At 52.7% G+C, this 13859-nt stretch carries 14 protein-coding genes, 3 tRNA genes and 1 other RNA gene; all 18 read left to right on the forward strand.

The features are described 5' to 3' along the window. Nucleotides 1-90 precede the first annotated feature (90 nt). The gene (gene sucC / locus B9Y90_RS10750) at nt 91-1257 is read left to right on the forward strand and encodes an ADP-forming succinate--CoA ligase subunit beta (RefSeq protein WP_039291227.1); all 1167 of its coding nucleotides are present in this window, start codon (nt 91-93) and stop codon (nt 1255-1257) included. Then, complete coding sequence (gene sucD, locus B9Y90_RS10755) at nt 1257-2129, forward strand: succinate--CoA ligase subunit alpha (RefSeq protein ID WP_039291229.1); 873 nt, start codon at nt 1257-1259, stop codon at nt 2127-2129. Before sucC ends, sucD begins: the two co-directional genes overlap by 1 nt. Nucleotides 2130-2949: 820 nt before the next feature. Then, nucleotides 2950-4518 carry a cytochrome ubiquinol oxidase subunit I gene (cydA, locus tag B9Y90_RS10760; protein WP_039291231.1) on the forward strand — a complete coding sequence of 523 codons (1569 nt, stop codon included), beginning with the start codon at nt 2950-2952 and terminating at the stop codon, nt 4516-4518. Nucleotides 4519-4533: 15 nt separating this feature from the next. Beyond that, nucleotides 4534-5673, forward strand: coding sequence for a cytochrome d ubiquinol oxidase subunit II (gene cydB, locus B9Y90_RS10765; protein WP_039291234.1), 1140 nt, complete (start codon nt 4534-4536; stop codon nt 5671-5673). Nucleotides 5674-5686: 13 nt separating this feature from the next. Beyond that, nucleotides 5687-5800 (forward strand): cytochrome bd-I oxidase subunit CydX, encoded by a 114-nt coding sequence (cydX, locus tag B9Y90_RS10770; RefSeq protein WP_008456153.1) that lies wholly within the window; start codon nt 5687-5689, stop codon nt 5798-5800. Then, nucleotides 5800-6093: a cyd operon protein YbgE gene (ybgE, locus tag B9Y90_RS10775; protein WP_039291236.1), complete on the forward strand. Its 294-nt coding sequence runs from the start codon at nt 5800-5802 to the stop codon at nt 6091-6093. The genes cydX and ybgE overlap by 1 nt, the downstream gene beginning before the upstream one ends. Before the next feature lie 148 nt (nt 6094-6241). Further along, entirely contained in the window at nt 6242-6646 is a 405-nt protein-coding gene (ybgC, locus tag B9Y90_RS10780) for a tol-pal system-associated acyl-CoA thioesterase (protein WP_008456156.1), read from the forward strand. After that, nucleotides 6643-7329, forward strand: a complete 687-nt coding sequence (gene tolQ / locus B9Y90_RS10785) for a Tol-Pal system protein TolQ (protein WP_071704076.1) — start codon at nt 6643-6645, stop codon at nt 7327-7329. Before ybgC ends, tolQ begins: the two co-directional genes overlap by 4 nt. 13 nt (nt 7330-7342) lie before the next feature. Continuing rightward, nucleotides 7343-7768: a colicin uptake protein TolR gene (gene tolR, locus B9Y90_RS10790; RefSeq protein ID WP_008456166.1), complete on the forward strand. Its 426-nt coding sequence runs from the start codon at nt 7343-7345 to the stop codon at nt 7766-7768. A gap of 32 nt (nt 7769-7800) precedes the next feature. Continuing rightward, nucleotides 7801-9123 carry a cell envelope integrity protein TolA gene (tolA, locus tag B9Y90_RS10795; protein ID WP_085541218.1) on the forward strand — a complete coding sequence of 441 codons (1323 nt, stop codon included), beginning with the start codon at nt 7801-7803 and terminating at the stop codon, nt 9121-9123. A gap of 131 nt (nt 9124-9254) precedes the next feature. Next, entirely contained in the window at nt 9255-10547 is a 1293-nt protein-coding gene (gene tolB, locus B9Y90_RS10800; RefSeq protein WP_008456170.1) for a Tol-Pal system beta propeller repeat protein TolB, read from the forward strand. A 31-nt stretch (nt 10548-10578) separates the two neighbouring features. Continuing rightward, entirely contained in the window at nt 10579-11100 is a 522-nt protein-coding gene (pal, locus tag B9Y90_RS10805; protein ID WP_008456172.1) for a peptidoglycan-associated lipoprotein Pal, read from the forward strand. A gap of 9 nt (nt 11101-11109) precedes the next feature. Continuing rightward, nucleotides 11110-11895: a cell division protein CpoB gene (gene cpoB / locus B9Y90_RS10810; RefSeq protein WP_085541219.1), complete on the forward strand. Its 786-nt coding sequence runs from the start codon at nt 11110-11112 to the stop codon at nt 11893-11895. Between the two features lie 164 nt (nt 11896-12059). Beyond that, a tRNA-Lys gene (locus B9Y90_RS10815) sits at nt 12060-12135 on the forward strand. Nucleotides 12136-12148: 13 nt separating this feature from the next. Then, nucleotides 12149-12264, forward strand: a non-coding RNA gene (locus B9Y90_RS10820) — RtT sRNA. A gap of 46 nt (nt 12265-12310) precedes the next feature. After that, nucleotides 12311-12386: transfer RNA gene (locus B9Y90_RS10825), tRNA-Lys, on the forward strand. 82 nt (nt 12387-12468) lie between these two features. After that, nucleotides 12469-12544: transfer RNA gene (locus B9Y90_RS10830), tRNA-Lys, on the forward strand. Nucleotides 12545-12777: 233 nt separating this feature from the next. Next, nucleotides 12778-13839: a quinolinate synthase NadA gene (nadA, locus tag B9Y90_RS10835; protein ID WP_085541220.1), complete on the forward strand. Its 1062-nt coding sequence runs from the start codon at nt 12778-12780 to the stop codon at nt 13837-13839. Nucleotides 13840-13859: the final 20 nt, after the last annotated feature.

Consider the following 13859-nt stretch of genomic DNA (forward strand, 5'->3'; position numbering starts at 1 on the left):
GACTCTGGCGGGTGCTATGACACCCGCCCCTACAACCAAATCTAACCTTACCCCGAGCATTAATGCTCTTTATCTGGATGGATAGAACTCATGAACTTACACGAATATCAGGCGAAACAGTTGTTTGCTCGGTATGGTTTGCCGGCACCTGTCGGTTACGCCTGCACCACACCGCGCGAAGCGGAAGAAGCCGCCTCTAAAATTGGCGCGGGTCCTTGGGTGGTGAAATGTCAGGTTCATGCCGGTGGCCGCGGTAAAGCGGGCGGTGTGAAAGTGGTTAACAGTAAAGAAGACATTCGTGCTTTTGCTGAGCACTGGCTGGGCAAACGCCTGGTGACTTACCAAACGGACGCCAACGGCCAGCCTGTACACCAGATTCTGGTTGAAGCTGCAACCGATATCGACAAAGAGCTGTATCTGGGCGCAGTAGTTGACCGTAGCTCTCGCCGTGTGGTCTTCATGGCCTCCACTGAAGGCGGCGTGGAAATCGAAAAAGTAGCGGAAGAAACGCCACACCTGATCCACAAAGTTGCGCTGGATCCGCTGGCAGGTCCAATGCCTTACCAGGGCCGTGAGCTGGCGTTCAAACTGGGTCTGGAAGGTAAACAGGTTCAGCAGTTCACTAAGATCTTTATGGGTCTGGCGACTATCTTCCTTGAGCGCGACCTGGCGCTGATTGAAATCAACCCGCTGGTGATCACCAAGCAGGGCGACCTGATCTGCCTCGACGGTAAACTGGGCGCTGACGGTAACGCACTGTTCCGCCAGCCAGATCTGCGCGAAATGCGTGACCAGTCTCAGGAAGACCCGCGTGAAGCTCAGGCTGCGCAGTGGGAGCTGAACTACGTGGCGCTGGACGGTAACATCGGCTGCATGGTTAACGGTGCGGGCCTGGCAATGGGCACCATGGACATCGTTAAGCTGCACGGTGGCGAGCCGGCTAACTTCCTTGACGTGGGCGGCGGTGCGACCAAAGAGCGCGTCACCGAAGCGTTCAAAATCATCCTGTCCGACGACAAAGTCAAAGCCGTTCTGGTGAACATCTTCGGCGGTATCGTACGCTGCGATCTGATTGCCGACGGCATCATTGGCGCGGTAGCTGAAGTGGGCGTTAACGTGCCGGTGGTGGTGCGTCTGGAAGGTAACAACGCCGAACTGGGCGCGAAAAAACTGGCGGATAGCGGCCTGAACATCATTGCAGCGAAAAGTCTGACGGACGCAGCACAGCAGGTTGTTGCTGCCGTGGAGGGGAAATAATGTCCATTTTGATCGATAAAAACACCAAGGTAATTTGCCAGGGCTTTACCGGCAGCCAGGGGACTTTCCACTCCGAGCAGGCGATTGCCTACGGTACGCAAATGGTTGGCGGCGTGACGCCAGGCAAAGGTGGCACTGAACACCTGGGCCTGCCAGTCTTCAATACCGTGCGTGAAGCTGTTGACGCTACTGGCGCGACCGCTTCCGTGATTTATGTTCCAGCCCCGTTCTGCAAAGACTCTATCCTGGAAGCGATTGATGCTGGCATTAAGCTTATCATCACCATCACTGAAGGTATCCCTACGCTGGATATGCTGACTGTGAAAGTGGCGCTGGATGAAGCTGGCGTGCGCATGATCGGGCCAAACTGCCCAGGTGTTATCACCCCAGGCGAATGCAAAATCGGCATCATGCCGGGCCACATTCACCTGCCGGGCAAAGTGGGCATCGTTTCCCGCTCCGGGACGCTGACCTATGAAGCCGTTAAGCAGACAACTGACATCGGTCTCGGCCAGTCAACCTGCGTCGGTATCGGCGGTGACCCGATCCCTGGCTCCAACTTCATTGATATCCTGAAGATGTTCCAGGCAGACCCGAAAACCGAAGCCATTGTGATGATCGGTGAAATCGGTGGGAGCGCAGAAGAAGAAGCTGCGGCCTATATCAAAGAGCACGTGACCAAACCTGTTGTGGGCTACATTGCCGGCGTTACCGCGCCTAAAGGCAAGCGTATGGGCCACGCGGGTGCCATCATCGCGGGCGGGAAGGGGACGGCGGATGAGAAATTCGCAGCTCTGGAAGCCGCTGGCGTGAAAACCGTTCGTAGCCTCGCCGACATTGGCGATGCGCTGAAAGCTATTCTGCCGCAGTAAGCAGATGCCCCCGCGTAAGCGGGGGAGACAGTAATAATAAGTGTTCGACATGGTTGGCCACCCTGGGTGGCCTTTTTTTATGTTTTGACTTTGATAATCCTGCCTCTTCTTACGTTGTATCGCGCATTCTCACGCACTTTTTCTTTTCCTGAATAATTTCTCTCTGCGATATTTTCTCTCTGTAACCTTATAAAAAATAATGATTTGTTAATTTAATTTATATCAAAAGTGAATTATTTGTGAATATTAAAAGGAGGGAGCTAAAACCACGGAAAAAGGTGCCGGATAAATAGTGTAAAGATGATCTGGTGTGCATTGGCGAAATTTAAGGTTCAGCTTTAAATATCCGCTTTATGTTGAGAATAAGCGTCATGAAATTAACCTCAAACGAAGCGTTGGAACATATCATTAACAACAAATTCACGATTAATTCTCTATTGAAAAATAATTAACATTACCAATGTAAATTGTTTTGGATCAATGTTTAAAGCTGGCGTTGCGGGGTATAAAGGGGCAAAATTGCTGCAGATCAAACTGGCCGAATAACGGTGTTTTAGCTATAAATTGATCGCCGTCGTAAAACGTAAAAAACATTAATCAAAGACCTGTTTATTGTAAGGGAATTGCAGGGTAATATAATTACGGGTTATTTTTGATTTAATTAACGTGTTTGTAACCTTTCACCTTTTGATTTCACATTTGAATAAAGTGGGCGAGAAAAAGGGGACTGGAAGCGAATGTATTTGTATTAGGGCATGCTTGTGGGAAACCTCCCGGTGAACCACAGTCGAAGTCTTCATGCGAAGAGCAAGGAGTCAAGATGTTTGATATTGTCGAACTGTCGCGCTTACAGTTTGCCTTGACCGCGATGTACCACTTCCTGTTTGTGCCACTGACGCTAGGTATGGCGTTTTTGCTGGCCATCATGGAAACGGTCTATGTGCTGTCGGGTAAGCAAATTTATAAAGATATGACCAAATTCTGGGGCAAGTTGTTTGCAATCAACTTTGCGCTGGGGGTGGCAACCGGTTTGACCATGGAGTTCCAGTTCGGGACTAACTGGTCTTACTATTCTCACTATGTCGGGGATATCTTCGGTGCGCCGCTGGCTATCGAAGGCCTGATGGCATTCTTCCTCGAATCTACCTTCGTTGGTCTGTTCTTCTTTGGCTGGGATCGCCTCGGCAAAGTTCAGCATATGGCCGTCACCTGGCTGGTGGCATTGGGCTCCAACCTCTCCGCGCTGTGGATTCTGGTCGCTAACGGCTGGATGCAAAACCCTATCGCTTCCGACTTCAACTTCGAAACCATGCGTATGGAAATGGTCAGCTTTGCCGAGCTGGTCCTGAACCCGGTTGCGCAGGTTAAATTCGTACACACCGTAGCGTCCGGCTATGTGTGTGGCGCGATGTTCGTGCTCGGTATCAGCTCCTACTACCTGCTGAAAGGCCGCGACGTCGCTTTTGCGAAGCGTTCCTTCGCGATTGCCGCGAGTTTTGGTATGGCCGCTATTCTCTCCGTTATCGTACTGGGCGATGAATCTGGCTACGAAATGGGGGATGTGCAGAAAACCAAACTGGCCGCGATTGAAGCCGAATGGGAAACTCAGCCAGCGCCGGCGGCGTTTACTCTGTTTGGTATTCCTGACCAGGATAAGCAAGAAAACCGCTTTGCTATTCAAATCCCTTACGCGCTGGGCATCATCGCTACCCGCTCCGTGGATAAACCTGTCACCGGTCTGAAAGAGCTGATGGTGCAGCACGAAGAGCGTATCCGTAACGGGATGAAGGCGTACAGCCTGCTGGAGCAACTGCGCAGTGGTTCAACCGATCAAAGCGTGCGTGATAGCTTCAACCACGTGAAAAAAGACCTGGGCTATGGTCTGTTGCTGAAGCGCTATACGGAAAACGTTACTGACGCGACCGAAGAGCAGATTCAGAAAGCAACCAAAGACTCCATTCCTCGCGTAGCACCATTGTACTTTGCGTTCCGTATCATGGTGGCCTGTGGCTTCCTGATGCTGTTCATCATTGCTGTGTCCTTCTGGACCGTGACCCGTAACGCCATTGGTTCGAAAAAATGGCTGCTGCGCGCCGCGCTGTACGGTATTCCATTGCCTTGGATCGCTATCGAATCCGGCTGGTTTGTTGCGGAATACGGTCGTCAGCCTTGGGCGGTAGGTGAGGTTCTGCCGACGGCTGTTGCAAACTCGTCATTGAGCGTGGGCGACCTGCTGTTCTCCATGATACTGATTTGCGGCCTTTACACGCTGTTTATGGTGGCGGAACTGTTCCTGATGTTCAAATTTGCTCGCCTTGGGCCGAGCAGTCTGAAAACAGGACGCTATCACTTTGAGCAGTCCAACGTGGCTTCTCAGCCGGCACGCTAAGACAGGAGTCGTCAAATGATCGATTATGAAGTATTGCGTTTTATCTGGTGGCTGCTGGTTGGCGTTCTGCTGATTGGTTTCGCCGTCACCGACGGCTTCGATATGGGCGTGGGCATGCTGTCGCGCGTGATTGGCCGTACTGACGTTGAACGCCGCATCATGGTTAACTCCATTGCGCCGCACTGGGACGGGAACCAGGTTTGGCTGATCACCGCGGGTGGGGCTCTGTTTGCTGCCTGGCCAATGGTTTATGCCGCTGCTTTCTCTGGCTTCTATGTCGCGATGATTCTGGTGCTGGCTTCTTTGTTCTTCCGTCCGGTAGGGTTCGACTACCGCTCGAAGATTGAAGATACCCGCTGGCGCAACATGTGGGACTGGGGCATTTTCATCGGTAGCTTCGTACCGCCGCTGGTGATTGGCGTGGCGTTCGGCAACCTGCTGCAGGGCGTTCCGTTCCACGTGGATGAATACCTGCGTCTTTACTACACCGGTAACTTCTTCCAACTGCTGAATCCGTTTGGCCTGTTGGCGGGTGTTGTTAGCGTGTCGATGATCGTGGCCCAGGGCGCAACCTATCTGCAGATGCGTACCGTAGGTGAGTTACATCTGCGTGCTAAAGCGGCTGCTCAGATTGCTGCGCTGGTGATGATGGTTTGCTTCGCGCTGGCCGGTGTCTGGGTTATCTACGGCATTGATGGCTATGTGGTGACTTCTGCTCTGGATCATCACGCGGCATCTAACCCACTGACCAAAGAAGTGGCGCGTCAGGCTGGTGCCTGGCTGGTGAACTTCAACAATACGCCAGCGCTGTGGTTGATTCCTGCTCTGGGCGTTGTGCTGCCGCTGCTGACCATCCTCATGTCTCGTCTGGAGAAAGGCGCCCTGGCGTTTATCTTCTCTTCGCTGACGCTGGCCTGTGTGATCCTGACTGCCGGTATCGCGATGTTCCCGTTCGTGATGCCTTCCAGCACCATGATGAACGCTAGCCTGACCATGTGGGATGCGACGTCCAGCCAGCTGACGCTGAATGTGATGACCTATGTTGCCATCGTGTTCGTGCCAATCATTCTTCTCTACACCACCTGGTGTTACTGGAAAATGTTCGGTCGTATCACGAAAGAGCACATCGAAAGCAACTCCACCTCTCTGTACTAATAAGGAGCTGATTATGTGGTACTTTGCATGGATTCTGGGCACGCTTCTCGCGTGTGCATTCGGGATTATTACCGCGCTGGCTCTCGAGCACGTTGAGGCGAGCAAAGCCGGAAAAGAAGAGCACTGATGGAATACGTTATCGCGAAACTGTACGCGGTAATGGACAAGAGCCCCTTGCGGGCTCTTTCCTTAGTGATGGCGCTGGTATTGGCTGGATGTATTTTCTGGGACCCGTCTCGTTTTGCCGCCAAAACGAGTGAGCTGGAGATTTGGCATGGCTTCCTGCTGATGTGGGGCGTTTGTGCCGGGATCATTCACGGCGTGGGTTTCCGCCCAACCAAAGTGCTTTGGCAGGGTATTTTCTGCCCGCTGATAGCCGATTTAGTGCTCATCGCTGGACTGCTGTTTTTCTTCTTCTGAATGCCTGTGCGCATTCCCCCGCCTGAAGCAGAAATTATGGGCTTTAACAAGCCCATAAAAATTTACTTAACGTTTAAAACAATCCATTCCAAACCCTGATTCTCTTGCGTATAGTAAGCAGCGTTTAATTGCATTACCGGGATGTAAAGTGAGTACAACGCTGTTTCGATGGCCGGTTCGTGTTTACTACGAGGACACAGACGCCGGTGGTATGGTTTACCATGCCAGTTATGTTGCTTTTTATGAAAGAGCACGCACAGAGATGCTGCGCCAGCACAACTTTAACCAGCATTCCCTGTTGGCGGAGCGTGTCGCCTTTGTCGTACGCAGGATGACGGTTGATTATCTTGCGCCTGCCCGACTCGACGATTTACTCGAAATCCAAAGTGAAATTACATCGATGCGCGGCACTTCTATGGTGTTTACGCAGCGAATAGTCAACGCTGAAAATCAGTTACTTAATCAAGCTGAAGTGCTGATTGTTTGTGTTGATCCACACCTAATGAAGCCTCGTGCGCTTCCCAAGTCTATTGTCGCGGAGTTCAAGCAGTGACTGACATGAATATCCTTGATTTGTTCCTGAAGGCAAGCCTTCTGGTCAAATTTATCATGTTGATTTTGATTGGTTTTTCCATCGCATCATGGGCAATCATCATTCAGCGAACGCGTATCCTTAATGCCGCCGGCCGTGAAGCCGAGGCGTTTGAAGACAAGTTCTGGTCCGGTATCGAACTGTCTCGCCTGTATCAGGAGAGCCAGGGCCGCCGTGACAGCTTGAGCGGTTCCGAGCAGATCTTCTATTCCGGCTTCAAAGAGTTTGCGCGCCTGCATCGTGCCAATACCCACGCGCCAGAAGCCGTGGTTGAGGGCGCATCCCGTGCGATGCGTATCTCGATGAGCCGCGAGCTGGAAACGCTGGAAACCCATATTCCTTTCCTTGGCACCGTCGGTTCCATCAGTCCGTATATCGGCCTGTTTGGTACGGTGTGGGGGATCATGCACGCGTTTATCGCCCTGGGTGCGGTGAAGCAGGCGACGCTGCAGATGGTAGCGCCAGGTATTGCCGAAGCGCTGATCGCGACCGCGATTGGTCTGTTTGCTGCTATTCCGGCCGTTATGGCGTACAACCGCCTTAACCAACGCGTGAACAAACTGGAATTGAATTACGACAACTTCATGGAAGAGTTCACGGCTATCCTGCACCGTCAGGCTTTTACCAGCAGCGAAAAGCAGTAACAAGGGGTAAGTCATGGCCAGACGCGGACGTGGTCGTCGTGAGCTGAAGTCAGAAATTAACATCGTTCCTTTGCTGGACGTGCTGCTGGTGCTGTTGCTGATCTTTATGGCAACGGCGCCGATCATCACCCAGAGCGTCGAAGTGGATCTGCCGGATGCGACCGATTCTCAGACCGTCAGCAGTAACGATGAACCACCGGTCATTATTGAAGTGTCCGGGGTAGGGCAGTACAGCGTAGTGGTTGAGAAAGATCGTATGGATCAGCTGCCGTCAGAGCAGGTTGTTGCCGAAGCGCAGCGCCGTCTGCAGGCGAATCCAAAAACGGTCTTTTTGATCGGCGGCGCAAAAGATGTTCCGTATGACGAGATCATCAAGGCGCTGAATCTGCTGCATCAGGCGGGCGTGAAGTCCGTTGGTCTGATGACGCAGCCAATCTGATCCATTTCGCTTAAACCGTTTGGGAACCGAGAGTGTCAAAGGCAACCGAAGAGAACGCTAAATTAAAACGGGCGATCATCGTTTCAGTGGTGCTGCACATCATTTTGATTGCCATCCTGATCTGGAGCTCGTTTGATGAGCACATTGATGCATCCGCTGGCGGTGGCGGTGGTTCTTCTATTGACGCGGTGATGGTTGACCCGGGTGCGGTAGTGGAAAACTACAATCGCCAACAGCAGCAGCAGGCAAGCAGCAAACGTGCCGCTGAACAGCGTGAAAAACAGGCGCAGCAGCAGGCGGAAGAGCTTCAGCAAAAACAGGCGGCAGAGCAACAGCGTCTGAAAGAGCTGGAGAAAGAGCGTTTAGCGGCTCAGGAGCAGGCAAAAGCGCAGGCCGAACAGCAGAAACAGGCTGAAGCGGCCGCGAAGCAGGCTCAGGAGCAGCAGAAACAGGCCGAAGCCGCGGCTGCAGCTGCGAAGGCAAAAGCGGATGCTCAGGCGAAAGCCCAGGCTGACGCCCAGGCCAAAGCTCAGGCTGATGCCCAGGCTAAAGCTGCGGAAGAAGCTGCGAAGAAAGCGGCTGCGGATGCTCAGAAAAAAGCCACTGAAGAAGCGGCTAAGAAAGCAGCTGACGCAGAGAAAAAAGCTGCTGCTGACGCTGCTGCTGCTGCAGCGAAAAAAGCTCAGCAGGATGCTGAGAAAAAAGCCGCAGATGCTGCAGCTAAGAAGGCTGCGCAGGACGCCGAGAAGAAAGCCGCTGCTGAGGCAGCTAAGCAAGCTGCAGCTGAAAAAGCTGAAGCTGCTAAGCAGGCTGCTGCTGAAAAGGCCGCGGCAGAAAAAGCTGCCGAGAAGGCCGCTGCTGACAAGGCTGCAGCTGCTAAAGCCGCCGCAGATAAGAAAGCGGCCGCCGACGCGAAGAAGAAGGCTGCTGCTGAGAAAGCTGCTTCTGACAAGGCCGCAGCACAGGGTGTCGACGATTTATTCGGTGATTTAAGCTCAGGTAAGAATGCACCGAAAACGGGCGGTGGGGCGAAAGGTAATGCCGCAGCTGCCGCTGGAAAAGGGAATAATAAGAACAACGGCGCAAGTGGCGCGGAGATCAACGGCTATGCTGGTCAGATAAAGGCAGCGATCGAGAGTAAGTTCTATAACGATCCTTCGTTTGCCGGTAAGACCTGTTCGCTGCGGATCAAGTTGGCACCAGACGGCCTTCTGCTTGACATCAAGCCTGAAGGCGGTGACCCAGCACTTTGTCAGGCTGCCGTTGCGGCAGCGCGTCTGGCGAAGATTCCGAAGCCGCCAAGCGAAGCTGTTTATGAAGTCTTCAAGAACGCACCGATCGACTTTAAGCCTTAACGCGGTTTTCCCCGTCACGACGGGGAAAGCACACTAAGCTGAGTTACAGGGTTTTGGTAGTTTTGTGTATTTGGGTTTGTTAACATTCTGCTAAATTATCGTGGGCTTTCCGCCCGGATAAGGGAGATATGATGAAGCAGGCATTTCGTGTAGCGTTAAGTTTCTTAATGCTGTGGGCAGCGGTGCTGCACGCAGAAGTTCGTATCGAGATCACCCAGGGCGTGGATTCTGCTCGTCCAATTGGTGTGGTTCCGTTCACCTGGGCAGGCCCTGGCGCCGCGCCTGAAGACATCGGTGGCATTGTTGCCGCTGACCTGCGTAACAGCGGTAAATTCAACCCACTCGACAGATCTCGCCTGCCACAGCAGCCGGGTTCTGCTCAGGAAGTTCAGCCTGCTGCATGGACCGCGCTCGGTATTGACGCCGTCGTAGTAGGCCAGGTTACGCCAAACGGCGACGGCAGTTACACCGTTGCTTACCAACTGGTAGATACCTCTGGTGCACCAGGCACGGTACTGGCGCAGAACTCCTACAAAGTGAACAAACAGTGGCTGCGCTATGCCGGCCATACCGCCAGCGATGAAGTGTTTGAGAAGCTGACCGGGATTAAAGGTGCATTCCGTACCCGTATTGCTTACGTCGTACAGACCAATGGCGGCCAGTTCCCGTATGAGCTGCGCGTGTCTGATTACGATGGCTACAACCAGTTTGTGGTTCACCGTTCTCCACAGCCGCTGATGTCTCCAGCCTGGTCTCCGGACGGCAGTAAATTGGCTTATGTGACCTTCGAAAGCGGCCGTTCTGCGCTGGTTGTGCAGACGCTGGCTAACGGTGCAGTGCGTCAGATTGCTTCGTTCCCGCAGCACAACGGTGCACCGGCGTTCTCTCCGGACGGTTCTAAGCTGGCGTTCGCGCTGTCTAAAACCGGCAGCCTGCAGCTGTACGTGATGGACCTTGGCTCTGGCCAGATTCGTCAGGTGACAGAAGGTCGCAGTAACAACACGGAACCTACCTGGTTCCCGGACAACCAAACCCTGGCCTATACCTCTGACCAGGCGGGTCGTCCACAGATTTATAAAGTCAGTATTAGTGGCGGTGCTCCGCAGCGTCTGTCCTGGGAAGGTTCTCAGAACCAGGATGCCGATGTCAGTGCCGACGGTAAAATTATGGTAATGGTCAGCTCCGCTAGCGGTCAGCAGCACATTGCCAAACAGGATCTGGTAGCGGGTGGCGTAACAACTTTATCGTCAACGTTCCTGGATGAAACGCCAAGTCTGGCACCTAACGGCACTATGGTAATCTACAGCTCTTCTCAGGGGATGGGATCCGTGCTGAATTTGGTTTCAACAGATGGGCGTTTCAAAGCGCGTCTTCCGGCAACTGATGGACAGGTCAAATTCCCTGCCTGGTCGCCGTATCTGTGATAACAATATTGATTATTAAAGGATCAAAGAAATGCAACTGAACAAAGTGCTGAAAGGGCTGATGATTGCTCTGCCGGTTATGGCTATCGCGGCGTGTTCTTCTAACAAGAGCGCCAACAATGGTCAGAGCGGTGAAGGTATGCTGGGTGCCGGCACTGGTATGGACGCTAACGGCCACGGCAACATGTCTTCTGAAGAGCAGGCTCGTCTGCAGATGCAACAGCTGCAGCAGAACAACATCGTTTACTTCGGTCTGGACAAATACGATGTTAGCTCTGAATTCGCTGCAATGCTGGATGCGCACGCTAACTTCCTGCGTAGCAACCCGTCTTACAAAGTGACCGTAGAAGGCCATGCGGATGAGCGCGGTACCCCAGAGTACAACATCGCACTGGGCGAACGTCGTGCTAACGCTGTTAAAATGTACCTGCAAGGTAAAGGCGTTTCTGCAGACCAGATCTCCATCGTTTCTTACGGTAAAGAAAAACCTGCAGTACTGGGTCATGACGAAGCGGCTTACGCTAAAAACCGTCGTGCCGTACTGGTTTACTAAGAGAATCGCATGAGCAGTAACTTCAGACATCACTTGTTGAGTCTGTCGTTACTGGTTGGCATAGCGGCCCCCTGGGCCGCTACTGCTCAGGCGCCAATCAGTAGTGTCGGCTCAGGCTCGGTCGAAGACCGCGTCACTCAACTCGAGCGTATTTCTAACGCTCACAGTCAGCTTTTGACCCAACTCCAGCAACAACTCTCCGATAACCAGAATGACATTGATTCCCTGCGCGGTCAGATTCAGGAAAGTCAGTATCAGCTGAATCAGGTTGTGGAACGTCAAAAGCAAATTTTGCTGCAGATGGATAGCCTTAGCGGCGCTGCGGCGGGAGCAGGGCAACAGCCTGCTGCCGGTGCATCCCAGACTGCCACGCCGGACGCAGGGGCCTCTAACGCGGCGCCTGCTGCCCCAGTGCAGGGCGGTGACGCTAATAGCGACTACAACGCAGCTATCGCGCTGGTGCAGGATAAATCGCGTCAGGACGATGCCATCAACGCGTTTCAGGCCTTTGTGAAGAAGTATCCGGATTCAACTTATCTGCCTAACGCCAATTACTGGCTGGGTCAGTTGAATTACAACAAAGGCAAAAAGGACGATGCGGCGTTTTATTTTGCCTCCGTGGTGAAAAACTACCCAAAATCTCCTAAAGCACCGGACGCCATGTTTAAGGTTGGCGTGATCATGCAGGACAAAGGCGACGCTGCAAAAGCGAAAGCCGTCTACCAGCAGGTCGTTAAACAGTATCCCAATACTGAAGGTGCAAAGCAGGCTCAAAAACGTCTGAATGCGCAATAATGCGTGCGGCCTGACCAGATATCGTCGTTTTTCTGGTCTTGCCGTGCGAAACGTAAGCAGTTGAGCGATCTGCGTCAAAATTATTGTTGCGTCAAAATCTTAAATCAGTAATATATGCCGCCGTTGCCAAGGGATACTAAACAAACCCAAAGTGACGCAAAAGTGGGTCGTTAGCTCAGTTGGTAGAGCAGTTGACTTTTAATCAATTGGTCGCAGGTTCGAATCCTGCACGACCCACCACTTTAAAGTAGTAAGCAGTAGCAAAGCGTGAAGGGTTCGAACCTGCAGCAGGTTTGAGTTGAGCGAAAGCGAAAGAACGTTGTGATAACAACGGCCCGAAGGGTGATAATCATCCTGCACGACCCACCGCTTTAAAGTAGTAAGCAGTAAAGAAGTTTGCAGTAAGCCGCACAGCGGGTCGTTAGCTCAGTTGGTAGAGCAGTTGACTTTTAATCAATTGGTCGCAGGTTCGAATCCTGCACGACCCACCATCTTTTAAGATGAAAGTTGTAGTGAATCGAAAACGGTTCGAGTAGGGCAAAGCAAAACTTCAAAGCAGTAACCGCATAAAGCGGGTCGTTAGCTCAGTTGGTAGAGCAGTTGACTTTTAATCAATTGGTCGCAGGTTCGAATCCTGCACGACCCACCAATGTAGAAAGGCGCCCTAAAGGCGCCTTTTTGCTATCTGCGATTTGAAAATCCTGCCATTCCTGGCACTCATTCTCCACTGGTCTGTTTCTCTCAGCGCATCGAGCAATAACCCACGACATTTCGACTAAATTTCGCTATCTTGTTTAGCATATAAAACAATGAGTGCCGAAGATGGCGTGAATCACGCTTTATTTGGCCTGTAATGTTAAGTCAGTAAAACGAGACTGCATGATGAGCGTAATGTTTGACCCGGAAACTGCGATTTATCCCTTCCCGCCTAAACCTGCGCCCCTGAGCGGAGATGAAAAACAGTTTTATCGTGAAAAAATTAAGCGTCTGCTTAAAGAACGGGATGCGGTGATGGTGGCGCATTACTACACCGACCCGGAAATCCAGTCGCTTGCCGAAGAAACCGGTGGGTGTATCTCTGACTCGCTGGAGATGGCTCGCTTTGGCGCTAACCACCCGGCATCTACGCTACTGGTGGCGGGGGTGCGTTTCATGGGGGAAACGGCGAAAATCCTCAGCCCCGAAAAGACCATTTTAATGCCCACCCTCAATGCCGAATGCTCATTAGATCTCGGCTGCCCGATTGAAGCATTTAACGCTTTCTGCGACCAGCACCCGGATCGTACTGTCGTCGTCTATGCTAATACCTCTGCCGCGGTAAAAGCCCGGGCAGACTGGGTCGTCACATCCAGTATTGCGGTAGAGCTGATTGAACATCTGGATAGCCTGGGCGAGAAAATCATCTGGGCACCGGATCGCCACCTTGGCAACTACGTTCAGAAGCAGACCGGGGCCGACGTACTGTGCTGGCAAGGAGCCTGCATTGTGCATGATGAATTTAAAAATCAGGCGCTGGCGCGGATGAAAGCGCTATACCCGAATGCGGCGGTGCTGGTTCATCCTGAATCACCGCAGGCCGTGGTGGATATGGCCGATGCGGTAGGATCGACCAGCCAGCTGATTAACGCGGCTAAAACGCTGCCTCACCAGCAGCTTATTGTCGCCACCGATCGCGGGATATTTTACAAAATGCAACAGGCGTGTCCGGACAAAGAGCTACTGGAAGCGCCAACCGCAGGGGAAGGGGCAACCTGCCGCAGCTGTGCGCATTGCCCGTGGATGGCAATGAACGGGCTTAAAGCCATTGCTGAAGGGCTGGAACAGGGTGGGGCTGCACACACGATAGAAGTGGATGCTGCGCTGCGAGAAGGTGCGCTGGTTCCGCTTAATCGTATGCTCGATTTTGCGGCAGAATTGCGTCGTACGATTAAAGGCAACGCGTAACAATATTACGCTCAGGGGAG

Origin of the sequence: Cedecea sp. NFIX57, from assembly GCF_900177785.1 — a bacterium.
Taxonomy (GTDB): Bacteria; Pseudomonadota; Gammaproteobacteria; order Enterobacterales; family Enterobacteriaceae; genus Cedecea; species Cedecea neteri_C.